Origin of the sequence: Methanobacterium veterum (genome assembly GCF_000745485.1) — an archaeon.
GTDB classification, from domain to species: domain Archaea; phylum Methanobacteriota; class Methanobacteria; order Methanobacteriales; family Methanobacteriaceae; genus Methanobacterium_D; species Methanobacterium_D veterum.
Genome location: NZ_JQJK01000008.1, coordinates 294080 through 319681 on the forward strand (window position 1 = coordinate 294080; position 25602 = coordinate 319681).

The 25602-nt window shown below is 31.9% G+C and carries 27 protein-coding genes; 8 read left to right on the forward strand and 19 right to left on the reverse strand.

Translation table 11 applies throughout. The features are described from left to right. Positions 1-97 precede the first annotated feature (97 nt). The 7 genes from hdrC to EJ01_RS01640 all read left to right on the forward strand — a co-directional run bounded on the left by hdrC (position 98) and on the right by EJ01_RS01640 (position 5772). Positions 98-1171, forward strand: a complete 1074-nt coding sequence (gene hdrC, locus EJ01_RS17725; RefSeq protein ID WP_048080180.1) for a CoB--CoM heterodisulfide reductase subunit C — start codon at positions 98-100, stop codon at positions 1169-1171. Between the two features lie 19 nt (positions 1172-1190). Beyond that, positions 1191-2102: a CoB--CoM heterodisulfide reductase subunit B gene (gene hdrB, locus EJ01_RS01615; protein ID WP_048080181.1), complete on the forward strand. Its 912-nt coding sequence runs from the start codon at positions 1191-1193 to the stop codon at positions 2100-2102. A 256-nt stretch (positions 2103-2358) separates the two neighbouring features. Beyond that, positions 2359-2625 carry a DUF749 domain-containing protein gene (locus EJ01_RS01620; protein ID WP_048080182.1) on the forward strand — a complete coding sequence of 89 codons (267 nt, stop codon included), beginning with the start codon at positions 2359-2361 and terminating at the stop codon, positions 2623-2625. Then, positions 2622-3149, forward strand: coding sequence for a DUF2096 domain-containing protein (locus tag EJ01_RS01625; protein ID WP_048080183.1), 528 nt, complete (start codon positions 2622-2624; stop codon positions 3147-3149). Before EJ01_RS01620 ends, EJ01_RS01625 begins: the two co-directional genes overlap by 4 nt. Positions 3150-3197: 48 nt before the next feature. After that, positions 3198-3866 (forward strand): metallophosphoesterase family protein, encoded by a 669-nt coding sequence (locus EJ01_RS01630; protein ID WP_048080184.1) that lies wholly within the window; start codon positions 3198-3200, stop codon positions 3864-3866. A gap of 609 nt (positions 3867-4475) precedes the next feature. Then, entirely contained in the window at positions 4476-5393 is a 918-nt protein-coding gene (locus EJ01_RS01635; RefSeq protein WP_048080545.1) for a 2-phosphoglycerate kinase, read from the forward strand. After that, complete coding sequence (locus tag EJ01_RS01640; RefSeq protein ID WP_048080185.1) at positions 5371-5772, forward strand: CBS domain-containing protein; 402 nt, start codon at positions 5371-5373, stop codon at positions 5770-5772. The genes EJ01_RS01635 and EJ01_RS01640 overlap by 23 nt, the downstream gene beginning before the upstream one ends. 177 nt (positions 5773-5949) lie before the next feature. Here EJ01_RS01640 and EJ01_RS01645 read toward each other — a convergent pair whose 3' ends face one another. From EJ01_RS01645 to EJ01_RS01660, 8 genes are all read right to left on the reverse strand, one after another. Continuing rightward, positions 5950-6942 carry an inorganic phosphate transporter gene (locus EJ01_RS01645; protein WP_245611121.1) on the reverse strand — a complete coding sequence of 331 codons (993 nt, stop codon included), beginning with the start codon at positions 6940-6942 and terminating at the stop codon, positions 5950-5952. A gap of 143 nt (positions 6943-7085) precedes the next feature. Beyond that, complete coding sequence (locus EJ01_RS17920) at positions 7086-7208, reverse strand: hypothetical protein (protein WP_269221185.1); 123 nt, start codon at positions 7206-7208, stop codon at positions 7086-7088. A 469-nt stretch (positions 7209-7677) separates the two neighbouring features. Beyond that, a complete protein-coding gene (locus EJ01_RS17095) occupies positions 7678-7827 on the reverse strand; it encodes a hypothetical protein (protein WP_157197522.1) in 150 nt (49 codons plus the stop codon). A 1-nt stretch (position 7828) separates the two neighbouring features. Next, positions 7829-7987 carry a hypothetical protein gene (locus tag EJ01_RS17100; protein WP_157197523.1) on the reverse strand — a complete coding sequence of 53 codons (159 nt, stop codon included), beginning with the start codon at positions 7985-7987 and terminating at the stop codon, positions 7829-7831. Positions 7988-7995: 8 nt separating this feature from the next. After that, positions 7996-8190, reverse strand: coding sequence for a hypothetical protein (locus EJ01_RS01650; protein ID WP_048192836.1), 195 nt, complete (start codon positions 8188-8190; stop codon positions 7996-7998). A gap of 23 nt (positions 8191-8213) precedes the next feature. Then, a complete protein-coding gene (locus EJ01_RS01655; protein ID WP_048080187.1) occupies positions 8214-8435 on the reverse strand; it encodes a hypothetical protein in 222 nt (73 codons plus the stop codon). Then, complete coding sequence (locus tag EJ01_RS17105; protein ID WP_157197524.1) at positions 8432-8590, reverse strand: hypothetical protein; 159 nt, start codon at positions 8588-8590, stop codon at positions 8432-8434. Before EJ01_RS17105 ends, EJ01_RS01655 begins: the two co-directional genes overlap by 4 nt. Further along, a complete protein-coding gene (locus EJ01_RS01660; protein WP_048080188.1) occupies positions 8554-8901 on the reverse strand; it encodes a hypothetical protein in 348 nt (115 codons plus the stop codon). The genes EJ01_RS17105 and EJ01_RS01660 overlap by 37 nt, the downstream gene beginning before the upstream one ends. 315 nt (positions 8902-9216) lie before the next feature. On the opposite strand from EJ01_RS01660, the gene EJ01_RS01665 reads away from it, so the two are divergent. Beyond that, a complete protein-coding gene (locus EJ01_RS01665; protein WP_048080189.1) occupies positions 9217-10347 on the forward strand; it encodes a phosphoadenosine phosphosulfate reductase domain-containing protein in 1131 nt (376 codons plus the stop codon). A 284-nt stretch (positions 10348-10631) separates the two neighbouring features. Here EJ01_RS01665 and EJ01_RS01670 read toward each other — a convergent pair whose 3' ends face one another. The 11 genes from EJ01_RS01670 to EJ01_RS01720 all read right to left on the reverse strand — a co-directional run bounded on the left by EJ01_RS01670 (position 10632) and on the right by EJ01_RS01720 (position 25536). Further along, positions 10632-12527, reverse strand: a complete 1896-nt coding sequence (locus tag EJ01_RS01670; protein ID WP_052375743.1) for a PAS domain-containing sensor histidine kinase — start codon at positions 12525-12527, stop codon at positions 10632-10634. A 173-nt stretch (positions 12528-12700) separates the two neighbouring features. Further along, positions 12701-13966, reverse strand: a complete 1266-nt coding sequence (locus tag EJ01_RS01675) for a CARDB domain-containing protein (protein WP_048080190.1) — start codon at positions 13964-13966, stop codon at positions 12701-12703. Next, on the reverse strand, positions 13963-14985 hold the full coding sequence (locus tag EJ01_RS01680) for a metal-dependent hydrolase (RefSeq protein ID WP_048080191.1): 1023 nt from the start codon (positions 14983-14985) through the stop codon (positions 13963-13965). The genes EJ01_RS01675 and EJ01_RS01680 overlap by 4 nt, the downstream gene beginning before the upstream one ends. 14 nt (positions 14986-14999) lie before the next feature. Then, on the reverse strand, positions 15000-15623 hold the full coding sequence (locus EJ01_RS01685) for a hypothetical protein (protein ID WP_048080192.1): 624 nt from the start codon (positions 15621-15623) through the stop codon (positions 15000-15002). Position 15624: 1 nt separating this feature from the next. Beyond that, positions 15625-16053, reverse strand: coding sequence for a Holliday junction resolvase Hjc (hjc, locus tag EJ01_RS01690; RefSeq protein WP_048080193.1), 429 nt, complete (start codon positions 16051-16053; stop codon positions 15625-15627). Next, entirely contained in the window at positions 16050-16808 is a 759-nt protein-coding gene (locus EJ01_RS16265; RefSeq protein WP_052375745.1) for a transglutaminase-like domain-containing protein, read from the reverse strand. The genes hjc and EJ01_RS16265 overlap by 4 nt, the downstream gene beginning before the upstream one ends. Before the next feature lie 32 nt (positions 16809-16840). After that, positions 16841-17413: a hypothetical protein gene (locus EJ01_RS01700; protein ID WP_048080194.1), complete on the reverse strand. Its 573-nt coding sequence runs from the start codon at positions 17411-17413 to the stop codon at positions 16841-16843. A gap of 69 nt (positions 17414-17482) precedes the next feature. After that, a complete protein-coding gene (locus EJ01_RS01705; protein ID WP_048080195.1) occupies positions 17483-18307 on the reverse strand; it encodes an outer membrane protein assembly factor BamB family protein in 825 nt (274 codons plus the stop codon). 257 nt (positions 18308-18564) lie between these two features. Further along, complete coding sequence (locus EJ01_RS01710) at positions 18565-20307, reverse strand: DUF2341 domain-containing protein (RefSeq protein WP_048080196.1); 1743 nt, start codon at positions 20305-20307, stop codon at positions 18565-18567. A gap of 256 nt (positions 20308-20563) precedes the next feature. Next, positions 20564-20917: a hypothetical protein gene (locus EJ01_RS01715; RefSeq protein WP_048080197.1), complete on the reverse strand. Its 354-nt coding sequence runs from the start codon at positions 20915-20917 to the stop codon at positions 20564-20566. Positions 20918-20985: 68 nt separating this feature from the next. Further along, the gene (locus EJ01_RS01720) at positions 20986-25536 is read right to left on the reverse strand and encodes a right-handed parallel beta-helix repeat-containing protein (RefSeq protein WP_048192837.1); all 4551 of its coding nucleotides are present in this window, start codon (positions 25534-25536) and stop codon (positions 20986-20988) included. Positions 25537-25602 lie beyond the last annotated feature (66 nt).

A 25602-nucleotide genomic window follows, 5' to 3' on the forward strand; every position in this document is an offset into this window, starting at 1 on the left:
TTGCAAAATTTCCGCAAGGTATATATACACAGATCATCAACCTAGATATGAAAATTATAAGTTTTCACGTAGACCCGTTGCCAAGGGTGTGAAAAGAATGAGAACCTTAAAGAAACTAAAAAATTTTTTAACTGGGGGAGAGGCAGAAAAAGAGGAAGATGAGAATAAATCTGAATCTGAAGTGTCAGAAATCGTCGAAGAGGAAAAACAACCAGTTGGATCAGAGACAACACAACATACTGCCCCTGCAGTAGAAGAAGTTAAAAAAGAGCCTGTTGTAGAAGAAAAACCTGCAGTAGAAGAAGTTAAGGCCGAACCTGTAATAGAAGAAGCCAAACCTGCTGTCGAGGAAAAACCTTCAGAAGTTGAAGTTAAAACTGAAACTATTACTGAAAAAGAACCTACAATAGAAGAAACACCCGTAGTAGAAAAAGCTGAACCTGTTATAGAGGAAGCTAAAGCTGCTGAGGAAGAGAAACCTTCAGAAGTTGAAGTTAAAACTGAAACTGCTGTAGAGGAAAATGTTGAAGAACCTGCTGCTCCAGAAGAGGAAGAAGCAGAAATCATTGAGGAAACTAAAAAAGACGAACCCAAACCCAAAGGAAGTGAAAGTATGAGTTTACTTAATAAAGAAGCAAATCTAATACGCGCTGAAGAAGTAGAGCCAGGATTTAAACAGGAAATAATAGATGCTGGTGCAGAAACTGTAGCTTTATGTTACCAGTGTGGTACTTGTACCGGATCATGTCCATCCGGAAAAAGAACCCCTTACAGGATAAGGAATATCATAAGAAAATCCCTCATGGGACTCAAAAGTGAAGTTTTAGAAGACGACAGTCTCTGGGAATGTGTTACCTGCTACGCATGTCAGGAAAGATGCCCAAGGGGAGTAGCAATTGTAGATGTTGTTAAAATTTTAAGAAACATGCAGTCCCAGGCAGGAAAAATGGCACAGGCACACAAAATGACCGGAGTATTCGTACTTAAAACCGGACACGGTGTACCTATAAACGATGCTACAATGGCATTAAGGAAAAAAGTTGGATTAAACGAATTACCACCAACTACACACGAGTTCCCTGAAGCATTAGAAGAAGTAAGAACAATACTCAAGAAAACAGGATTCGACACTTTAATCGGATACAACTGGGAAACCGGAGAAATAGAATAATATTTTTGGAGGAATTATAATGGCTGATTTCGCATATTTCTTAGGATGTATAATGAACAACAGATACCCTGGAATCGAAAAATCATCAAGAATGATGTTTGAAAAGTTCGGTATAACCTTAAACGACATGGAAGGAGCTTCATGCTGCCCTGCACCAGGTGTATTTGGATCATTCGATAAAACTAGCTGGCTCTCAATAGCCGCAAGAAACATTACCATAGCTGAAGACATGGGAATGGACATAATGACCGAATGTAACGGATGTTTCGGTACATTATTTGAAACTAACCACGAACTTGCTCACGATGAAGCAGCAAAAGAAAAAGTTAACGAAATTCTCTCTGAAGTTGGAAGAGAATACAAAGGCGAAATAAAAGTAAGACACTTCGCAGAAGTATTATACAACGATGTAGGTCTTGACAAAATAGCAGCTGCTGTTACAAACCCATTAGACGGACTTAATGTTGCTGTACACTACGGATGCCACTTCTTAAGGCCAACAGCAGACATACAAATAGACAACGCTGAAAAACCAACAATTTTAGATGAAATTGTAGAAGCAACAGGTGCAAAATCTGTAGACTACAGAGACAAAATGCAGTGCTGCGGTGCTGGTGGTGGAGTACGTTCAAGAGACTTAGATGTCGCTTTAGACTTCACAAAAGACAAATTAACCAACATGGAAGCTGCTGGTGCAGACGCTATCGTAAACGTATGCCCATTCTGTCACTTACAGTTTGACGTAGGTCAGACCGAAATTAAAAAGAAAACCGGTGACGAATTCAACATACCTGTTTTCCACTTAGCTCAATTCTTAGGTCTTGCAATGGGATACAGCCCTGAAGACTTAACCGTTGACGTTCACCAGATAGCTGTGGACTCTGCACTTGAGCAAATAGCAAAATTAGATGAAATAACCGGCGGAGAATAAATATACTCCCCACTTTTTTATTTTTAAAGGTAAGTTTTATTAATGCATCCCTATTTCTGTAAATATATTTTATTCTAAAAATATCAAATAAACTTTTTAAGTACCTAAATAATAGCTCTGTCTTAAATGACCATATATTCACCATTTTACCAAAATATTAAACTTAATATATAAACTTTTAAATATTTTGAGGCTTATATTTTAACTTGAATTTGAATTTGATTAGTTTGAAACTTAAATTATTCGAGGTGTTTTTTTGTTTATTGCTACACTGGTTGGAATATTTAAATTTGATGAATTACCACAAGAATATGGACCATATGTAAGATATAAGGCTTCTCTTGAAAAGAAAAACATTGATGAAAATGAAAAAATCGCCATTCTAAACATAAGTGGTACCGAAAGCTATCACGTTTTATTCTTAGATTCATATAAAAGCACAGCTGAAATAGACGAAGAACTAAAGGCAGCTGATGCAAAACTTAATTATAACACTAAAAAAATACTGGAAGGACACTTATGACCGAACTGCCTATGGAACAAACATGGTTAGTTCTTGTTGAACTTTTAACTGACCTTCGAAAACGTGGAATCAAAATTCCAGATGAAGTACCCAAAACTGTGAGATTAGCAAAAACTACCATAAATTTTTACAAAGCAGACCCTACTAACCAGGACATGATGAACGAAATAAAAAGAATAAATGATTTTCTAAATTCAATTCAGGATACTCTTCTTGATCTTGCTGAGGAAGTAGGTAAAGATTACAAAGATGGATGGCTCGATAAACTTATGAGGGCTTCAAGAGGGGAAAGAGTAGTAGAAAAAGAGGAAAATGCACCTAAATTTGCTGTTGGAGTTCCTTCCGGATTTTCAATGGTGAAGGTTACATTCCAGGAGCCTTTATCAGAGGAAAGGTTAAATGATATTGCTGAAGAATATGGAGTTATAATAGAATTTGAAGAAGATGACGTGGTTGCAATTTATGGGGATCAAGACAACGTTAAAGCAAGTTTAAAAGAAATAGCTTCATTTTTCCAGAAATAAATTTTTCAAATAATATTTAATTTTTTTATATTTCAAAGGAGCTACAACATGAAAATCCTTGTTATGGGCGATATACACGGACAGTGTCATAAAATTTTTAATTATCTTCAAAAAAATGACGTAGATCTAATAATTTTAACTGGAGATATAACCCATTTTGGACCTCCAAAGTTATGTGGAGACATATTAAATAGTATATGCGCATTTAATGTGCCCACATTTACAATACCAGGTAACTGCGATCCAACAGGTGTTTACGCGGAAATTGAAAAGTCAAATGCCATTAACATACACAATAGATCAACTGTTATTAAAAATATAGGTATTTGCGGGTTTGGCGGCTCAAATCCAACTCCATTTGACACGCCCCTTGAATTTGAAGAGATGGAAATATATGATGAACTTAAAAAGCTGATGAAACAAATTGAAAATCAGGAAATAAAAGTACTGGTGACTCATGCGCCCCCCTACAACACAAAAACTGATTTAATACCTTCTGGAGACCATGTAGGGAGTAAAAGTGTTCGAAAGATAATAGAAGAGTTTCAACCTTCTCTAAACTTGTGTGGACATATACATGAAGCAGTAGCCATTGACAAAATAGGGAATACTATTATATTCAATCCAGGAGAAGCATCTCATGGTTTTGCAGGCATAATAGACATAAATGAAGATGGAAGAGAAATAAAAATATCCCCCCAACTCATAAATCTTTAAGAATGCTTTATTAAAATTATAAAAAGGAATTATATTCATAACCCTAAAATAAAATAGTATAATTATTTATGTCAATAATCTTAAGAAATAGAAATGTAATCAACTTTGATGGTTAACAGCATATAATATAATGGATCTAAACCAGTTTAATGAAATTTAAAGTATAATTAATTGATATTTATTCTATTTGAGGTTGAGAAAATGTTATAAAAATTCTTTGAATTTTGTAACCGCAAAAATTAGAGATTTTTGCAGGTTATACATTTTCGAACATTCGAAAATTTTTGATTTTTCGAATGCCCGAACACCAGTGCTCGGCGGCCTTAAAAATCAAAGTTAGCAAAAACAAAGCTTGCAAAACATAGTTTTTGCATCGTCAAAATTGCAAATTTTGACAGTTTTTGCACTATCGAAAAGCTTTGCTTTTTGATGCCATGAATACTCCGTATTCGAAGGCTATCACGATCTTTGATTGTGATACACCAAACACTACGTGTTTGAGTGCTCCAAAAATCCATATAATTTTAGAAAATACTTTGTATTTTCTAATTTTCAAAAATATAAGATTTTTGAGGATTTTTGAGAGATTTTAAAGGTGAAAAATTGAGAATGATAATGGTAGAAGGAGAAGTAAGTGGTAAAAAGTATAGAGAGCCTTTTTCTAAAGGAGTCTTAGCACGATCTTTAACTCGAGCAGAGATGGATCCAAATAAGGCATATACATTCGCATCTCAAATAGAAGCCCATTTAAGAAAAGAAGGAATAAAAGTTATAAGCCTAGAAGACCTTATAGGAATAGTTCGGGTAAAATTAAAAGAAGAAAATGAAGAAGTAGCTGAAAAATATGGGCTATGGAAACGGATTCGTACATGTAAAGAACCTCTTATTATATTAATAGGAGGAGCTTCAGGAGTTGGTACATCTTCAATTGCTTTTGAAGTTGCTAACAGGCTTGGAATAAGAAACATGACAAGCACAGATATCATAAGAGAAGTTATGCGTAAGATGGTATCAAAAGAACTGTTGCCAACTTTATTTGAATCCAGTTACACTGCATATAAATCATTGAGGATTCCCCCATCTCCCGAGCTTGATGAAGTAATCATTGGATTTAGGGATCACGTAGATACTGTAAGTGTAGGTGTTGAAGCTGTAATTGAAAGAGCACTGAAAGAAGGAGTAAGTATAGTCATTGAAGGCGTTCATATCGTTCCAGGATTTATAAACGAAGAACTTGTGAGTAAACACAATGTTGCCATGTTCGTTTTAACCTTGCAGGACGAAGAAGTTCATAAAGGAAGATTCTACTCAAGGTGCAGGCAGCTATGGGCTCGAAGGCCATTAAAAAGGTATATGAATTACTTTGGAGCAATACGAAAAACACATAAATACTTCGAAAATCAGGCCCAGAAGTATGATATACCTGTTATTGAAAATATTGACGTTACAACCACGATTGATTGTATAATAGAAACTATTACAAAGACATATGGACGTGAAGAAGATGTTAGAGAAACAAAAAGTTAAAGAAGTGATGACAGAGGACGTTATAACAGTTCCTCCTAGTGAAGACGTTGTTTTCGCTTTTGAAAAGTTAATGAAATATAAGGTAAGTTCGCTCCCTGTTGTTGATGAAGAGGGAATACTTTTAGGTATCGTGACAGCAACAGATCTTGGACATAACCTGATTCTTGATAAATATGAACTTGGAACAACCGTCGACAAAGTCATGGTAAAAGATGTAATCTGCATAGGCTCACAGGATAACCTGAAAACTGCAGTTAAAAAAATGAATAAGTATGGTGCTGGTGGTGGAATTGTAAATCAACTGATTGTAGTAGATGATCATAAAATAAAAGGCATAATTTCAGATGGAGATATAATAAAAGCATTAAGAGCACTTTAATTATAGAACTTATTTAATATACATTTATATTAAAAACAGTCATCTAAAGCAGGTTATGTTATTTTTAGATTAGATAACCATACAAGTTACCACCCTGAAAACTTTTGCTTTTCATAAAATTTTAATAGAGTATTGGGAAATTGAATGCCCAAATACTGTAAAATTCTTTTTAAGTTATTATAAAAATGAAGATATAACAAAAAATAGCGTTCCAGATATAACTGCACATATCGGGAATGTAAGAGCCCATGAAGATACAATTTGTTTTACAACGTCACCACCAATATCTCTAGTTTTCCTCGCAAGCCCCACTCCAATTACAGACCCTACAAGTGTTTGAGTTGGAGATATAGGCATTCCTAAAAATGTGAAAAGTAAAATAACAGAAGCAGCCGCTATTTGAGCTGAAACACCCCTTGTTGGAACCAAATTAGTTATCCTTTTTCCGACTGTACCTGTAATTCTATTTCCAGCAACTAAAATTCCAGAAACAATTCCAATAGCACCCAATACTCTTATATCGCTGCTTGCAGCACTTCCAGCTACTGCAATCATTATACCTGTTGCAGCTGCAATATCTATGGCACCTACTCCCATAGCAGCGAAACATGAACTCACAATCTGTAAATAAGAGAATATTTTTTCTAATCTGCCCCTTACAGCCATACTGGTTGTTTTCTCAAGAAGTGAAACTCTTAAAAGATAATAAAAAACAAAACCAACTGTAAGGCCCAAAAGTGGAGATGAAATCCAGCTTAATGCTATATTGAGAAGTGAATTCCATTGTATATGAGCTGTACCTGCATAAACAATCCCATATCCAAAAATTGCCCCAACCATAGCATGGCTCCCTGAAACAGGAGTTTTCCTAAAAATAGAAATACTAACCCATATTCCTGCAGATAAAGTAGCTATAACCGCCCCTATAGGAGTTATAAATGATGATGCAACTATACCTCCAGATATAGTTTTAATGACATTACCACTTAAAAATACAGCCCCTATAAACATGAACACAGCCCCCACTATAAGGGCTTGCCTCATCTTAACAACACCACTTCCTACGGCAGTTCCCATGGAGTTACCAATATCATTGGCCCCAATATTAGCCGCCAGATAGATACCTGCAGCAACACCAAGTATAATAAGGTAGTCTAAGATTTTACTCACATTCCCGTGTAAATTATTAGTATAATATTAATTTGTCATTTAAAGAATTTATAAGATTCTGCTACAAGTATGTTAGATTAAAACTATAATTTGATGCAATTCTGTATTAAGTATCAATATTTTTTCTTTATTAATCTTTTAGATTAATCTGTTTTAACCCCATAGAAATCTAATAGTTTTTTTATTGATTTAACATAATTTTCAGGTGATTCTTTTTCTTTTTCCTCATTATAGAATTTTAAAAGTGAATCAATGAATTTAGACATATTTAAACCCCTTTCGATTTGAGATCACAATGTGTTATACATCTTGTTATACAATTTGCTAAATTTTACAAAACATTATACATTTTGTTAAACATTTTGTTATACAGATTTAATTAATTCTTATTACTAAATTAATTTTATTTATTTTTGTATTACTTTTTATATATTTATTATATATTATATTATTATAATATAATAAATAAGAGAAGAATAAATGATAAAAAAAGCGTTTTAAGTGTTCTTTATGCAAAAATAAAGGCAAATATACCTTTTTAGTTGATAAAGTTGATTTTAAGCATGATTGATTTTCGATGATTCTTTGGAATTTTGAAATGACTTTTGAATGATTTCCCAAGCACACACACTCATTTTTTACGTTTTTTATGTCATTGCTTTGAGAGAACAATATTGTTGTATTGATCATGCAATATTGCTTTTTGTGGGCAATTACTTCTCTATTATTTTGCATTTACACTTTCACCTTTTCCAGGTTACTGACTTTTTCAAATAGAACATTTGCAGGAATGTTATATTTATTTCCAATTAGTTCTATCTGTCCTATACTGTCTCTTACGAGTTCAATATCGATTATATTCATTTCTATTTCATTCTTACTCATTTTAATCATTCTCCAGTTGATATTTATCGATTATTGCTTTTACTAAATTCCAAATATCATTTTCTGTGTAAATGTATTCATTATTTGCTTGTTTTGATGCTCTCCTAGTTATTCCATTGAATATTTCACTTTCTAAGTCTGTTGGTTCATTATTTCTCATGTAATCACTTATGATAATTCATTTTTGATTAATTCTGTTTTATAGTCGCTAGAATGATATAATAAACATTCATATTCATTAAAAAATATATCCATGAAATTTATCATTTCTTCTCCTGAACTAAACCTTTTAATTTTTATTATTTTATCCTCTCCGTTCTCCATTTTCTTTATAACAGATTTTGCATTTACAACATTCATCATGGTTAAAAACACATTTCACATAATCACTCCCCAAAAATTAAGATTACTGGATGTTCTTCTTTTACTACAGTAGCGTTTTTTAAGTCCTTAATATCTATATTAGCTCTTTTTAGTTCTTTTTGTTCACAATCTCTGCATAATTCACATTCTTCGTTTACTCTCCATTTTTTGACCCCACATTTTGGACATGCGTAATTACACTCTGCACATATACATTTTTGTGCTGCTAAACATTTTCTAATCATTTTGATTTCTCCAATGTCTTTTTAAGGTTGTAAAATGGTTCTTCGCAGGCCATACAACTTTTACAATTTTCATTTACTTCTTTTACTTCTGCTCCACAATGACATGGTTCACATTCTTTTATACATGTTGAAGCCCATTTGCAACTTCTAAGCATGTTTTACCTCTTTTTACAATTTTACTTAATTCATGACTTCCTTTACTTTCTAAAATAGTATTAGCTATGTTTTTTAGGCTTCCGTGTTCTTTTTCATAGTTTTCAATGTATTCATCAACTGTGTTTCTTACTAGTTCTCCCTGGTATTTTCCTTCTAAAAAACTAATTATAGTTAATTTAGAGTTCTGTACCCTGTCAAACCGTATTTGTTTTTTAAATATCTTGTTTTCTTTTTCTCTTTTGGTTCTATCCAGCTGTTCTACTGCTTTATTCAAATCTTTCAGGTTTGCTAGTCTTTTGAAATTATTCAATCTATCACCTATTTTCATTCTATTTCATGACCATATGGACAAAGTACTTACGGTCAAATGTACTTATGGTAATAATGTATTAAATGTCTTTATAAAATGATTAAATAGAAAAACTTAAATAGGTGTTTCCGGTCTTCGTTATACCGCAATCTTACGAAATAAACCTCAAATTAGTCAAAAAGTTGTATTAAATCGCCTTTATGAAATTGAACAAACTAACAAGATTTTTGCAGGTCCTGAGTTAATTTTTGTTACATTGTTCAGAATTTTTAGTGTGTTTTTCATGGGAATTTATGCAGCTGTTAAGGTGGTATTTTGAACATTGTTAATTTAGAAAAAGAAGCAATCGAATTTATTAAAGAAAGCTGTAATTTTGATGAAACAGTTGTTATGTTTTCAGGTGGTAAAGATAGTCTTGTAGCTATGGATTTAGCTAAAAAAGCAGGTTTAAATCATGCAGTATACATAAATTCTGAACTTGAATATACTATTTCCAGGTCTTATGTTGAAAAAATGAAAAAATACTATTTTATTGAAGATCTTAAACCTGAAAATGATTTTTTTAAATTTTGTGAATTGATTTCCCCTCCTTCAAAACGTCTAAAATGGTGCTGTAAGGTTTTAAAACTTGTTACTTCCATGAAATACAGTATTCAAAATAAAAAATATTATCATATAACAGGTATTAGAGGTGATGAATCTTTAAGGCGTTCTAAATATGATAAAATTACAAGTGATCCTTTGCTTTTTGCAAATCCGCGATATCATTTCTTTGAAGTTAATCCCGTTTTTGATTGGTCTGAAAAAGATATATGGCGTTATATACGTTACAATAATCTTAAATTCAATCCATTATACCGTTATATTGACCGGGTAGGTTGCTGGTGTTGTCCTTTCTCTACAAAAAATGAATGGGATCTTGCCAGAGAGCTCGAGCCTGAAGGTTTTCAAAAATTTAAAAAAATCCTAAATGTCTATTCTGTCTCTAATGTTACTACAGAATATAGACGGAAATATATCAAAAATGGCTGGCGATCTTATGCTTTTAAATATTTGAAAGTTCCTGTCATTAAAATGCATAATATTAGTAATCACTATACTTTAAAAGGAGATAATATTCATTTACATAAACTTGAAAATTTACTGTTTATTTTAGCTTCCAACTATTCCATAAATGATAATGAACTTACTTTTACACTTGAAATGAACCTTCAAAATCAACAGATACGCTTATTACTTGAAAAATGCCTCAATTGTGTTGGGTGTGGTGTTTGTACCGTTTTATGTCCTATTAATGCGTTATATCTCGATGATTCTAAGACAATTAAAGTAAATAAAGATCTTTGTGTTGGCTGCCTTGCCTGTTGTAAACAAATAGATTCTAAATTGAAAATGGGTTGTATTGCTCGTAATTATAAAAAAGAACGTTTATCAATTGTTTTTTAAAAAATTTTTTTCACATTTATTTTAAGGACCTTATTTTATTTCCGCAGGTATGCGCAGCAGATCCAATTTTCAATTAATTAAATTCTGGAAAATCAAAATTTCATTTTTACCAGGATATCTTAAAAATCAAAAACCTTGAATAAATTTAAAGTACTTGTTTTGCACCTGCTGATCAATTCAAAATAAAAATGCCTTAAATCAATTAAAAATATTTTGTTAACACCTGTTGAATAATTTAATAGCTAATTTTTAATTCTTCTTTTATTTTATCAACTTGAAATTAATTAAAATCTTTTATTATATTCTAACTCTTTAAATTTTATCTTAAATTTTGTTCCTTCAGTTTTATCTAATTCTATAGAACCTTCTAACTGGTTTACAAGTGTATTTACTAATCGCAGACCTAATGATGAATTTACACTTTTAAAATCAATATTTTCTGGAAAACCGATCCCATTGTCACTTATAATAAGTTCGAACTCTTCCCCATATGAATTAATACTCACTGATATTTTCCCAGGCTCATGATTTGGAAATGCATATTTTAAGCTGTTAGAAATCAGTTCGCTTAATATTAAGCCACATGGGACTGCAGTTTCAATATTTAATAAGATTGGTTCAGATTTAATAAAGAACTTAATGTGGTTTTTAGCACCATAAGAAAGGAATAAATCATGAGCCAGATTTTCGATGTAACTTATGAAGTCTATACTGGTTAGATCAATGGATTGATAAAGCATCTCATGAATTATAGCCATAGATTGAACTCTATTTTGACTCTCCTGTAAAACATTAATTGCTTCTTGCTCATCAACATAATTCGCCTGAAGGTCAAGTAAACTAGAAATTATCTGCAAATTATTCTTAACCCTATGATGTATCTCCATTAAAAGAGTCTCTTTCTCTTTAAGCGACGCTTTAATATCATTTTCAGCTTTTTTACGCTCACTAATATCACGAAAAACAACCTGAACTGCCTTTTTACCATCATAAATGAAAGCTGTTGCTAAAACTTCCACATATACTATCGTTCCATCAGGCCGTACAAATTTTTCTTCAATAGGTGGAACAGCCTCACCTTTCTCTAACATATTTTGCACGCGTTCTGATACAATTTTATCGTACTTTGGATGCACAAAATTAAATAATGACTTATTCAAATATTTATCTGGATCTTTTACTCCCAAAAGTTTAATTGCTGCACTATTTGCAGAAATAATCTTACCTTCACTATGAATAACAACTGCATCAAATGAATTTTCTAATAACTTACGATAATGGTTTTTACTTTCTATAAGTGCTCCCTTTGATCTTTTCTTGTCAGTAATGTCTAAAAGAGAAATTACCCGATCTCTTGTATAAGGAATTAAGTCAATAGTTACATAAACATCCCTGATATCTCCCTGTTTATTTATCAACTTAATTTCATAATTTTTTGGAGCAGAATCCGGGTCATTTTTTCTTAAATTATGATAACTTATCAACCGTTCCAAGTCTTCTTCTATTGCAAAATCCATAAGACTTTTTTTACCTTCTAGTTCTTCCTTTGAATATCCAGAAAGCTTTTCAAATTCAGTATTTGCAAGAGAAATAACAATATCTTCTCCAATTATTAATGTTGCAGTTCCAGTATTCTCAAAAATAGTTCTATAATACAATTCTGACGTTTTAAGTGCTTCTTTTGCCTTCTTATGCTCACTGATATCATGACAGATCACATTTAATGCAAATATTTCATTATTCATTTTTAATGGAGTTAAATATGTTTTAACATAACGAATTTCGCCATTTCTATCAATAAACCTTGATACACCAATTTTAGTTTTATTTCCCTTTAAAACATGAGATATATTGTTCACATGTAGTGGCATTTCTTCATCAAGCAATAAGTCTAGTTCTGTAAAGTTCCTACCAATTAATTCTTCCCGGGATAACCCTACTACTTCACATGCTGCTTTATTTACATCTATTAAATTGCCATCTAACCCTATAATTATCATATAGTGAGGAGATGAATTAAAAATAGTCTTGTACTTTTGTTCATTTTCTTTCAGTTGTTTTCCTGCTCTTTTACGTTCAGTAATGTCTTTTATGAAACTTTTTAAATATTTTACAGAATCAGCATAATTTTTAAAAGCTTTATATATCATTTTAGGGCATATGATCTCTTTGTTCAACATGATACTCATCGCTTTATTTTCATAAACATTTAAATATAATTAGATTCTTTGTGAAGATTAGCACTAAAATAGATACTAATGTAGAAATTATTATAAATAAATTTTTAGATTCATCGCAATAATATGTTTTCTGTTTGTTTAAAGAATATACAAAAAATAAAAAAATAATAGAATTAATATGTTTCTTTCCAGGTCCATGATCTAAATCCTAAACTTTTAAAATCTGTGAAACCTGAAATATTTGAACCTTTTATTTTGAATCCAATCTGCGGAACATCTCGGATTTTTTGACTTATACCGTACTGTCCATTACTTATTAAAATAGCTGGTTTTTCATTATTTCCATATAGCCCAGTTACATTATTAAATGTACCTTTTGGAGTTATAAACCATCCTGCTGTGTAGTATCCGTCTGTATTTCCTTTTACTATTAGCTCTATTACATTATTATGATGTACTGTGTAAGTTTTTGCGTTTGTCGTCGTATAAGTCTGATTTGATGTTACAACTCCCGAATAATCTTCTTGAATGTTTCTTGTTAAGCTTTCGGCTATGTCTGAATAATCCCAATATCCATAGTCTGGTTCTTCATCTGTATTGATCCAATCCATTTTAAATACTTGAATTGGCTCTTTAAATACGTTTTTACTTTCTAAATTCTGTCCGGTAACTGTTATTTCAATATATTCTAATCTGTTGTAGTATGTGTCTATATTAAAAGTGCATGATGTATCATTCCAGCTTGTTGGATGTCCTGAGTCTTGCTGATATTCTCCAAATGATTTTATTGTTACATTATCACGTAAATTTCCAGGTATTGATGCCGTTATATTCCAGATACTTATATCTCTTGTATTGTCAAAATTAATTTTACAATACATCCTTGTTATTCCTGTTTTTCCTGAAAGTGGAGAAGTATAATTTAATGCTGTTCCTGTCCATGTTGTGAGTGTGCCTGCCGTTTGATAGACTTCAGTTACTGTTTTATTGCTTGCAGATAACATTGCTTCTTTTAATGAAAATTTCCGGGCGTTATTAGTGAATTTTATTTCTTTAAATGCTTTATTTGAATTTACTACTGCGTAACCTTCTTTAAAGCTCCCATCTGTTTGATTTGACATTGAAAACCTTATTCGGGTTCCTTTTCCTGCATTTAAGGCCGGTACTTTTATTGTTTTCTTTAAATACTTGTTATCAAATGTTTTTATGTAAAAATCAAGGGTTGTATTTTTTGAAGCTCCAGAACCATAATTAGCTATTTCAACAGCATAACCCGGAACATATTTTGGATAAGTGCTAAATCCTTCATAATTGTTTGGTGAAACTTTTACAATGCTTAAATCTGGCGTATAAGCTGCGTTAGTTTCTGGAAAATTAAAAAAAGCGGTTATTAATAGAGTTAATACTATTATTCCCGCTATTCCTTGATACCTATTCATAATACCACCTTAATTAATGGTACTATCATAAAAAAGAAGAATCCTCCATCATCTTCACTGTCTGAATAGTCTCCTGAATCATCCCAATAATCAGCGTCTGGGTTATATCCTGGGTCGTAACTATCTGGTATGTAATCTTGGCTGTCGTCTTCCATTGTTATATTCTGTTCTATGTCATCTCCGCCTGCTGCACCTGTTAAATCATCGAATAAAGGGTCTAACATATCTAGTAAATCTTGATTATTGTCTGTTTCATTGTTAGTCTGATTAGTTTGATTTGTTGTATTCTGGTTGTTATTTGTGTTATTGTCTTGATTATCTGTTAACCAATCTATTAAATTGTCTGTATCGTCGTTATTATCATTATTGTTTGTATTATCGGTTACTTTGTCTGTTGTTTTATCTACTGCGTTTGTTTTTGTATAAGGTGTATAATTTGAGCTTCCTGTTTTATAATTAGATGATTTAGTACCATTATTTTTTAAATTCCCTGTAATTTTATCTATGAAATCACTTAAAGCATTACTACTGTTTGTTTTTTTAAGAGTTGAATTATTTCCATCTGCTAAAATACCATATTCAGGCATTCCATAAACTACACCATATGCCAAGGGTACTAATAATAATAAAAGTACTAAGCATAAGGCTTTTTCTTGTTTATTACCTGTTTGAATTCTAGATTTTTCTTTTTTAGGCATTACCATTCTTGTTTTTTTGAAAGGGTATAGAAAAGCTACTCCTTTTTTTGTAATTGTATCTAACAGTATATGCCCTAGAAATCCACTTGCAAATGCTATTCCCATTTGTATATTAAATAAAAAGCTCGCTATAACTGGAATTAACCAAATTATAGAATGTCCCCAGCTTCGATGTTCTCCTATTGCTCTTTCAATCAAATCAGGCATTATAGAGATCCATGCTGTGAACAATATCCCTGCTATTGTAAAAGGTTGATCTAATAACCAAACTAACAGGGCGTATAATAAAATTCCTAAAGTTATATGAGTATAATATCTCATAATAACCACCTGTTTTATTTTACAAAATATAAAATTGTTCTCGTGACTAAAATAGACATTATAACTGCTGTCATTACTTTATCACTCGAAATTAAGCTTAGTTTATATAAACAAAGAAAAATTAAAACTCCTATTATTAAAATGAATGGTATTGTAATATTCATTTCTGCTCTGCTTTCTTCCTGTTCTTCTTTATTTATGAGTTTAAAAGTTTTATAAAATCCATAAGCTTCTTTTTTATGAATTCCAAATGTAGAACCCACCATTACTATAAATGGATTACCAACTAAACTCATCCAATATTGAGCTGATGTTCTTGTTAGTCTTTCAAAGTGGTTAAAAATAATAACTAATTTATTTTTTTTGTTTCTTTTCTTTAAAAGTTCTTTTAGCTGGTCTTTGGTCTTTTTTGATAGTTGTTCTTCTGATTCAATATTTTTGATTTCTTGTAATTTTGAAACTTCTCGGATTACTTTAATCATTTTTGACTTAATAGGATCTGTTTCATTTATATAAACTGCTCTATATCTTTCTTTTATTAAATCTGCATACTCATATGTATTTTTTTTCCAAATTAAGCTATTTTTTCCATTTTTAATATTTTCAAAAATCCTTTCTAAAATCTCTTCTTTTTCCATTTTAGATCAATTTTGTTTGTGATTCATTACTTATTAGCTCGTTAAAAGTTATTCCTTTTAATTCTGCAGTGTTATAATCTAATGAAAACCCTTTAATCCCCACATTTAGATATTGAAGTTCTACAAATCGCCAATTTGACCTATTTAAAAATTTAGCTGCTATGTATGCTTTTGCCTTAAATCTCTGTGCAAATGTCCTTAATGTATAAACCTGCTTACTTCTAACTCTTATTAAACTTGTATGGCTTGTTTTCACTTCTAAAATTAATGTTTGTTCTCCGTCTGCTGCAAATATATCGGGGTTTGAAATTCCAGAGGCTGCAAGCCTGCAAGCTGAGAAATCATTATCTTTAAACAATTTCACTAAATCTTGCTCATGCTTTATTCCCATTCTTTTTATTTGTTTGGGCGTCATAAGCTCTGATTTCATTGGTAAGCCCCTAATATTTTTGTTTTAATTCCTACTTTGTGATAAAAGGGTTTATATCCATAATGTTTTGTTATTAATGAAGGGTCAAATCTTATCCAATGTTTTGAATCTATTTTTACTTCTAAAGCTCTGTGGTTACTTGCTTCGCTTGTATGTAATTGTATAACTTTTAAATTGTATCCTTCATTGAGTAAAATCAATTTTGATAAATCTGTTAAACCCCAGCAGTCGCCTTTACCTGTACTAATTACGCCTTGGGCTGTTGTTGCAGAACCTCTTTGATAATCAAAATTTTTTCTAATCCAGTTAGCTAATCTACATAAACCTTTAAATCCTTCTAAATTCTCTATTTCAGGGCCTATTGTGCTTATTTCTTCATTATTACAATATACTTTACAATTATTGATTTCTGATTCTGTGTATCCTTCTATAACTGGGTGGTCTTGGTGCCATTGATAATTATATTCATCTATATTGTCCTTTACTTCCCGAATTGATACATTATACTCGCTTGCCATTGCCTCAATTTCTTCGTCTGGTAAAAGTAGTTCATCCCCGTATGGTGTGTTATATATGTCTATTTCTGTTTTTGCGTAAGCTCTGACATCTTTTAATTCATCAAAACTGTTTTGTTTATCTGCTTCATTCATTACTTCTTGTTCTTTTATGCCAGCGTGGCTGCTATTTCCTAAAAAATAGCCTCCAGTTATACTACATAAAAATACTACAAAAAGAAGAATAGTGATTTTTTTCATTGTATCACCTTAAAAAAGAAAAAAAAGATTTTTTAAAGTCCGCCAGTTGTGTCTTGGTCTTCTCCGCTGTCGCTTCCGTCGTCATCATAATCGTCAGCGTCTGGGTTATCTCCAGGGTCTTCAAGAGGATCCCAAGGTTCTTCTATTTGTTCATCTCCAGGGTCTACGGTTTCATCATCGTCATCGCTTTGATCATCATTCTGGTTGTTATCGTTCCCGTTATCATCGTCATCGTTTACATTATTGTTATTATTATTGTTTGCTGGTGGTTTGTGTGGTTTTACGGTTGGTTTAGTTGGGTGTGCTGGATGCTTTTTAATTACATTTAATGCCTGTGTTAATTCAGGTCCTTGATATTCACTACTAATGTCTTCAGTTCCTTGGTATCCTTTTTGGTCTTCTGTTAGCTCATCGGAACTTTTATTTAAATTATCCATCATTTCACTATCATTTAACTGATCTTGTGTTTGACTGGGTACAGATTGGGCTACTTGTGGGCCTTGAGGGGCTTGATTAGTACTTAACATTACTCCTGCACCAACCCCTATTACTGCAATGATAGCGACCATTGCTATTAATAAAGGTTTAGCTATTGGTAATTTCATTTATATCACCTTAATGTTTATTTAAATTCCCAAAAAAAGAAAAAAAAGGGGAGAATTTAAAATTTTTATTTAACTAAAGTATCTCTGGTTGTTTCCTTCGTTCAGTTCTGGCATTTTGTAGTAAGGGTCTACTATGACGTATCCTTTACTGAAAGCTCCGTTAATTACCACGTCTTTAGTTGATCCAGCGTTTACAGTTCCTCCGTTTAGGTGTATTGTTCTGTATGTACCGTCAGTTTTTCTTACAACAAATTTGACTAATAAGCTGTTTGCATTGGTTAAACCGATGTTTTCAATGGTTGCAGTGGTTTTGTCAGCCTGTTTGTTGATTGCTTTAACTCTGACATCTGGTAACATAATAGCGTTATAAGCTTGTACACCTGAAGCAGTTCCACCTATGTATAATCCACCAAATAACATTGGTTTTGCAGTTGTAGCTGCGTCTGTTATTGGTGTTGCGTTAGTTCCGTCTTCTCTGTTGAGTATAACGACTTTGTTATCATTTGAAACAATTACGTAAGCTCCTTTTACTAATATGTACTTAGGTGCCTGACCACTTCCTAAAGGATCAGTTGCTGTCCATTTAGTTGAGCCGTCAGCTTTGTTTAAAGCTAATACGTTGTTTCCTTCACCTAAAAAGACGTATTTACCAACTTTTAAACATGAACCATTGTCTGCTACTGCATGAGCTACAGTCCATATGCTTGAACCTGTTGGAGAGACACAATCTAAATTATTTCCTTCTGCGGCGTACATGTTGACACCGTCTGAGGTTATGTATTTAGGCTGTCCAGTTCCGCTGTTCCAAGCTTGTGTAAAAGCTGCAGCACTACCCATTGATGCTATTAAACAGATAACCAGGGCTATAAACAAACCTTGTCTTTTAATTTGCACACTTATCACCTCCAACTGTTTTTTTAAAAGACGTTTTATTCTGTACTAAGATGATAGGGTGTTACTTTGTCCTAACAAAACTCAAATTCAAGATTCGCAGGTCATACGGAGTAAAATAAATCTAAAATCAATTACATTAAATCAATTAAAAATACTTGTTTTGTACCTGTTGATTAGTTTTAAAATAAAAATACCTGAATAAATTAAAAATACTTGTTAGCACCTGTTAAAAATTAAAAATTTTAAAAAAAAGAGTTTTAAGTTTTTGAAATCCAGGATCCCCAGTTTCCTAAAGTTGGCTCAGGATATATGTAATTTCTTGCAAGGATATAATCTACGTATTGAGTTGCATAAGTTCCAGTTATTTCTATGTAATAAGGTCCTTCGGGGTCAAATCCTTCTATCTGTCCATTTATTAGTTCTCCGTTCTCATAACCTTTTACTATATGATTATAATATCCTATTCCCCTTATACTGTCATTTCCGCCTAATGAGTTATAACCTATCATGTTGTAACCTGAACCATTAGCAACGTATAATACTGCATTTGAGCTTGGAACTGTTCCATAGATAGCTATTAATTTACTGCTTAAATCTTTATCTGGCCCGATTCCTATCTGTGAATAGATTCCGGACATGTGACTTTTTGCTTCAAAGTATATTGGTGCGTTAAATGTGTTTTTAGAACATATTCCTTTTGAACCTGTACCTGATAATGTTAGAATACTATTGCTTATTGTTGGTGTTCCTGCTGTTATTTCCCATTTTGATGAGTTTAATTCTGTTCCTTCGAAGTGATCATATAATAAGTATGTGTTATCTGGATTTGACAAGCTTACTGCGTTTGCATTTCCTGAAAACATTGTTATATTTGTTCCTGAATCTCCTTTAATTAATGGTACTTTTACATCAAAATATGCTTTATCACTATCTATTTTAGATTTTAGAGTATAATTTAATACTTGATTTCCTGATACAAACCTTACATCATCAAAATTAGTTTTCATTTTCCCTGCTTCAAAATTGACTAATACCTTTGTTATTGTATAATCAATTAAATCAGTTGTTCCTGAATACTGTATATTTACATTTGATTTATAATTAAATCCTTCAATCCAAAATTCTTCCTCGGGTGTTGTTGTATTCTCTGACTGGTTATCTCCAGGGTTTGTGTTATTCTGCTGATTGTATGTAAAGTATTTCTGATTATTGTCTTCGTTTAATTCCTTAACTGTGTAATAAGGGTCTACATTTACATATCCCGCTGTTATATTTCCATAAAGTGGTGCGTCTCTTGATTGTCCTTCTTGAATATCTCCTAAATTCCTATGAAGTGTTTTTAAAGATCCATCGGATTTTCTATAAAAGAATTTTACTACTACACTTTTTGCTGTGCTTAATCCTTTGTTCTCTATTGTTGCTGTAACCTTTCCAGATTCTAATTTAGTATTTTTAATGTATAAATCAGGTAATAAAATACTTTTATATGCTTGTATTCCTTCGCTTGTGCCTGTTAAATAAAGTCCTTGTGTTGAATAAGGTTTACATACTGTATTAGCTTCTATTACTTGTGTTTTGTTTTCTCCTGTTTCTCTATCAATAACTATCGCTTTATTATCGTTTGAAGCTATTATATATCCTTGTTTTGTGAAAATATATTTAATTACTTGATTTATTCCTAATGTTTCATAGTTTGTCCATCTTTGAGAACCATCATTTAAGTTTAAAGCTTTTAAATCGTCATCTGTTCCTATTAATGCGTATTTATTAATTTTTATGGCTTGTCCGTTATCATTAATTGTATAAGTTTTTGACCATTTTTGAGATCCGTCAGGATTTAAACATTTTAAGTTATCAGGTGTTGCAGCGTATATATTAATTCCATCACTGCTTAATGATTTTATTTCACTGTTTCCAGAGTGCCAAACTTCTTGTATTGCCCCAACCGTAATTATAGAACTTGCTATTATACACAAAAGTAGAATTATTTTAATCTTCACCGTTTCACCTCCTGTTTATTTTTGATTAAATATTCAGGGAGATCATGGGTGTTGATTTGTCCTTACAAAAAATTTAAATAAAAATAGAATTCATAATAAATGATGGTGCAATGTTCATGTTGCACCAATTATACCCAGTTAATTAAACTTTTCAATCTACAAGTGAATCTATATATTTTGAATTAATTTTACTATGTATACCATCTTTGATTAGCATAAGAGTATACAGCATCTACTCAAACCCTCTCATAAAATATTATAATGATTCTTTTCTAGGAAATTTCTGATATAAAATACCAATAAAGATAAAAATTAAAAGCCCTGTGCAAAAATAAAATGATAGGTACGACTCGGTATCTGTTAAGTATATGGACTTAAATAGATAAATATAGATTAATATAAGTCCGTCGGCTATTAACGCTGCTAATCCAATGATATTTTCTATTTTGCGGTTATTATAATTTTTGATTCTTAATACAAATATCAATAAAAGAGCAATTACTAAAGGAACAATAAACAAAGTAAATGGTGACCATGAAGTTAAAATCCAATATGAAACCCCAACACATATCAATATTGAAGAAATTAACATTTTTCTCTTATCGTTCATAATATCATTCACCCTGTTTTTTATTTATTTTCAAATCCCTTAAAAAGAGAGAAAAGAAAAAAAATTGTTTAAGTATACCATGGCTCATTCCAAGCTTCTCCAAGTGATTGGCCTGCCCGGAAACTAGAATATGTAGTAACTCCAAATACAATCCAATCCGCCGTAGTGGATGGAGGGAAGACAATATTAGCTCCACCAACACCAAATACTACAGCTGCCGTAAATACAATACAACCAACACCATCAGCAGTCTTAAGGAATTTATCTGTGTTAAGGTGTTTGTTCCCATTAGCAAGATCATTACATAAGTTCCAAAAATTCTTGAAGTTCTCATAAGGTTGAATTGGAGAGTTTGTTTGGACTAAATATAATGGACTAGTTGCAATGAAGCCACCATCAGTATCTGTAAGTACAAGATGAATAGATTGATCACTGGTACCAAAATATACATTTTGATCAAGTATATCTGTAATATCAATAGCTGATTGCGTTCCCCTAACTTCTAGTGTTCCATTAGCTCCTATAATGTCCAATTCACTATCAGCCCAGATCTCATTAATACTAGGATCTTCTGTAGGAGAAGATGTGAGAAAAACTCTTCCTAACCCATTCCATGCGAAAATCGTTGTTCCTAAATCCCATGGGTTTGATGTCTGCCATGTATACAATTTATTTCCTACTACTGAAATAGTTTTAATACAATTCCACTCTTCGTAAGCACCACCACAGAAATTGTTAACAGTATTGATATCTCTTACAATACCAGTTTCTGGGTCAATCACAATGAAATTATCATTATTATATTTAGACTTCATTATAATGAAACCACCCTGAATAAAAGTTTCCACAGATGTGTTATTATTCATGTATGCATAGAGCAGACTCATCATTACAGAACTAAATGCCCCATTAGTAGAGTATGACTGAAAAGTAGGATCATCAGATTCATAATTCATTATCGCATACTCAATAAGTGAAATCGCAGAAGAAGCGTCGTAATTAAATCCACTTATATTTTCTGGTGTGCCCACAACTGTCATTCCCATGCTATGATCGCATTCCAAAGTTAAATATAACTCATATGCGTCCAGACCCGCAGAAACTATGATTGGACTGGTACGACTCCAACTAACATTCAATGGAGTTGTAATGTTATCTGCAATCTGGTCATGAAGATATTCCACTAGTAAAGCCGCTAAGAAAGTATTATAAGCAGCATTCATAGCACCAGTATGATAATTAGAATACTGATCTGACCAGTATTGTAAAACATCATTGGTCACGTCTGTTGTGGCTATTGCAAAACTCTTCACACCCTCACATGGAGAACCACTGTATATAACTTGACTTGTTCTTTGAATGACGTTTCCAGGGAAATTTAGACTAATCGTGTTATTATTTTGTGGGTCAGTTACAGTTAAATTCATACCGGGTACTCCCGAATAAAACATGTTGAACGTCATGTTGTCCATAAAGTCTTGTCGATGATTCTGAACGAACGCTAATTCTGAACTAGTTAAATTATATGTTGCTGTAACATAATTCCAGAACGCTGCTGAATTTGAGATAAATGGCACATATTGATTAGCAAACAAAATTGCATTAAATACAGATAATGAATAACTGTTCTGCCATGTCATGTAAGCTGCATTGTGGAAGTATCTATCTTGCACTACTGTTCCATCCACTATTACCTGTAATTCATCAGTAAACATGCCCTTGTTAATCCATAGAACACTGAACCATGTTACAGACTCATTTAAAGGTATAGTATATGTAATGTTAAGTGATTGACCTGTTGAATTGTCTATTGCAGTGCTTGTAATGTTCAAAACTGCTCTTCCTGCGGATATAACTCCAGTTGTGGAGGCAGTTTGATTATCAAGAGATGCTGTAGCTGTAACTGTTGCGTTTTGTATGTTACCTAAATTTAAGATAGTTGATGCTTTACCTTTAACTGTATAACTGGAACCAATAATTGTTCCAAAGTTGGTTGTGAAGTTTACAGGTATGCCATTAGGAATATGTCCTTGAGATGATGTATCTCCGCCCTGATTATTATGGGTTAAATCTGCTGTTACGCTTGTATTTCCACCAGAATTAGTAGGTGAAGCATTTACACTTAAAACAATCCATGGGTTATAAATTACTGTTCCGTTTTGATTAAATATATCACCAGAAATAGTTGATGGGTTTGCATTTGAACCCCACCAATTATTGGTTGCATTTATAGTGCCAATATCGTTTCTAAGCCCGTATGTGTTCCCAGTTATCCGGTTGAATTGGATTATATCTGTGGAATTGTAAGTCCAGACACCATAATAATTACCAGTTAAGTTATTGCTTATAATAGAATCACTGGAATGTTCCGAATAGATTCCACTATTACAACCAGATATTATATTACCATATATGGCGTTATTGCTGTAATTGCTGTGAATTCCATCAAAACCATTGCTGGTTATTGTATTATTAAATATAGTATTGTTAAATGAATTAGAAGCAATAATTGCAGAAGTTCCATTTCCAATAATATTATTTCCATAAATTAAACAATTATTAGCATATAACTTAATACTGCCATTTATTGTTAAACCTTGAATTATTGAACCACCTGCACTAGAATTAATTGTGATTGATCCTCTAATCAATGGATTAGTACCCATATCAGAGACTATAGTCAAATTCTTATTTATAACAATGTTTTCAGTATAAGTTCCATTATAAATTCCAATTACATCACCCTGAGAAGCATTATTAATAGCTGCTTGTATACTACTATATTGTGTCTGGGTTGTTTCATCATAAGCCCCTAAATAAACTGTTGTATTAACATTCAAATTGTCTAACTTTATTTTAACAACAGCTACGCCATTTGTACTAGAAGTAAGAGTGGATATAGCCTTCCCCTTTTTTGTATAAGTAGTTGTTTCAACGTTTCCTAAAGTAGTGGTGAAATTAATTGGAGTATCATCAGGAATATGTCCTTGTGAAGAAGTATCATCACCATTACTGTTATGAGTTAAATTCACTGTTATTGTGTAACCCTTATTAGTACTAGAAGGGGGATTAGAACTTACATTCAGCATTAACCATGGACTATAAGTAACTGTTCCTCCTCCATTATAAATATTAGATGCATTAGTTAAAGGACTATTATTTGAACCCCACCAGTTGTTTGTAGCATTTATTGATGCTGTACCATCACTATAAATCCCATATCTACCATTATTTGTTATTCTGTTAAAGTTAATGTAAAGTAAATCATTGGCATAATGATGAGAAACAGATATCCCATCCCGTCCATTATTTGTTGCAGCATTATTTTGAATTACATTATAAATTGAGTATCCATCAATTAAAATTCCAGTAACAGTATTTCTAGTTGCAACGTTATTTTGAACTAGATTATATGAAGAGAAATTATCAAGGTAAATACCCGAACCACCATTACTTGTTACAATATTATTTTGAATTGCATTGTCGCCACTGCCAAAGTAAATTCCAGATCCGCTATTGTTTGTTACATTATTTTTTTGAACTAAATTATTTGAAGTAGAGTTAAAATAAATTCCAAACATACTATTATTTGTTACAATATTATTTTGAATTATGTTATTAACTAACTGATTACTAATAAGTTCTAGCAAAGTAGCTTCGTCAACAGAATCATTGCTATAAGGTTCCATTATGGCACCCCAATTACCAAAATTAGTGCCACCTGTATTAGTACTACCGCCATTATATAGAATAGTAATATTATTAGAACAATCTGTGTCAATATAAATTCCAGATCCGCCATTACTTGTTATCATGTTATTTTGAACTATATTATTTAAATTTGACATCGCATAAATTCCAGATCCGCCATTACTTGTTATCATGTTATTTTGAATTATATTGTTATTTGAACCATTTTGAATGTTTAGCCCATAAGAAGTACTATTTGTCATAATATTATTCTGGAATATGTTACTATCTGCATTATTTAATCCAATTCCATAAAAGCCCGTATTTATAGTGTTATTTTGAATAGTATTGTAATTACTTCCAACAAGGAGCATTCCACGCAAATTACCAGTTAAACTATTATTCTGTATGGTATTATTGTTAGAATTTAAATTAATTCCAGAATAAGTGCTATTTGTTATTGTATTCCCAGATATAATATTATTACTTGAACTACCGTAAATATAAACTCCATAATAATTACCATTTAAACTGTTTCCAACAACATTACAGTTTAAAACCCCATTTAAATAAACTCCCGAAGAATTAGTAGCACCAGTAATTGTGAATCCCTGAATAACAGTACCTTTTCCCAGTGAATTTACTGTAATAACCGGATTTGAGGAATTTGAAGCTTTAAGGGTTACTTTTCCACCAGATTTAGCTTTAAGTGATATTGATTTATTTATAATTAAATTTCCTGTATATGTATAAGCAGAACCATTATTATCATTAATTATAATCGTATCATTATTAGAAGCATTATTTATAACAGATTGAATACTGCCTCCCGGATTTACAGTCAAATTAGCAGCAGATACTGCCCCTATAAACATTAAAAACATTGAAAAAAATACTAATAAAGCTAAAGCTAATCTTAAACTCTTCATATTTCATTCCGCCCCCTCATTACCAACGTTTGAATATTATAATTAAGTAATATTTAATATTTTCGA

Coding starts and splice junctions, on each gene's coding strand:
- EJ01_RS17100 (WP_157197523.1), bottom strand. CDS start 7,987: ATGAGAAATAATGAACCAACAGACTTAGAAAGTGAAATATTCAATGGA.
- EJ01_RS01685 (WP_048080192.1), bottom strand. CDS start 15,623: ATGGAAAAAGAAGAGATTTTAGAAAGGATTTTTGAAAATATTAAAAAT.
- EJ01_RS01625 (WP_048080183.1), top strand. CDS start 2,622: ATGACCGAACTGCCTATGGAACAAACATGGTTAGTTCTTGTTGAACTT.
- hjc (WP_048080193.1), bottom strand. CDS start 16,053: ATGAAATCAGAGCTTATGACGCCCAAACAAATAAAAAGAATGGGAATA.
- EJ01_RS01670 (WP_052375743.1), bottom strand. CDS start 12,527: ATGTTGAACAAAGAGATCATATGCCCTAAAATGATATATAAAGCTTTT.
- EJ01_RS01675 (WP_048080190.1), bottom strand. CDS start 13,966: ATGAATAGGTATCAAGGAATAGCGGGAATAATAGTATTAACTCTATTA.
- hdrB (WP_048080181.1), top strand. CDS start 1,191: ATGGCTGATTTCGCATATTTCTTAGGATGTATAATGAACAACAGATAC.
- EJ01_RS01655 (WP_048080187.1), bottom strand. CDS start 8,435: ATGATTAGAAAATGTTTAGCAGCACAAAAATGTATATGTGCAGAGTGT.
- hdrC (WP_048080180.1), top strand. CDS start 98: ATGAGAACCTTAAAGAAACTAAAAAATTTTTTAACTGGGGGAGAGGCA.
- EJ01_RS01650 (WP_048192836.1), bottom strand. CDS start 8,190: ATGATGAATGTTGTAAATGCAAAATCTGTTATAAAGAAAATGGAGAAC.
- EJ01_RS01720 (WP_048192837.1), bottom strand. CDS start 25,536: ATGAAGAGTTTAAGATTAGCTTTAGCTTTATTAGTATTTTTTTCAATG.
- EJ01_RS17095 (WP_157197522.1), bottom strand. CDS start 7,827: ATGAGTAAGAATGAAATAGAAATGAATATAATCGATATTGAACTCGTA.
- EJ01_RS01640 (WP_048080185.1), top strand. CDS start 5,371: ATGTTAGAGAAACAAAAAGTTAAAGAAGTGATGACAGAGGACGTTATA.
- EJ01_RS01715 (WP_048080197.1), bottom strand. CDS start 20,917: ATGAACGATAAGAGAAAAATGTTAATTTCTTCAATATTGATATGTGTT.
- EJ01_RS01700 (WP_048080194.1), bottom strand. CDS start 17,413: ATGAAATTACCAATAGCTAAACCTTTATTAATAGCAATGGTCGCTATC.
- EJ01_RS01680 (WP_048080191.1), bottom strand. CDS start 14,985: ATGAGATATTATACTCATATAACTTTAGGAATTTTATTATACGCCCTG.
- EJ01_RS16265 (WP_052375745.1), bottom strand. CDS start 16,808: ATGAAAAAAATCACTATTCTTCTTTTTGTAGTATTTTTATGTAGTATA.
- EJ01_RS01630 (WP_048080184.1), top strand. CDS start 3,198: ATGAAAATCCTTGTTATGGGCGATATACACGGACAGTGTCATAAAATT.
- EJ01_RS17920 (WP_269221185.1), bottom strand. CDS start 7,208: ATGTCTAAATTCATTGATTCACTTTTAAAATTCTATAATGAGGAAAAA.
- EJ01_RS01635 (WP_048080545.1), top strand. CDS start 4,476: ATGATAATGGTAGAAGGAGAAGTAAGTGGTAAAAAGTATAGAGAGCCT.
- EJ01_RS17105 (WP_157197524.1), bottom strand. CDS start 8,590: ATGCTTAGAAGTTGCAAATGGGCTTCAACATGTATAAAAGAATGTGAA.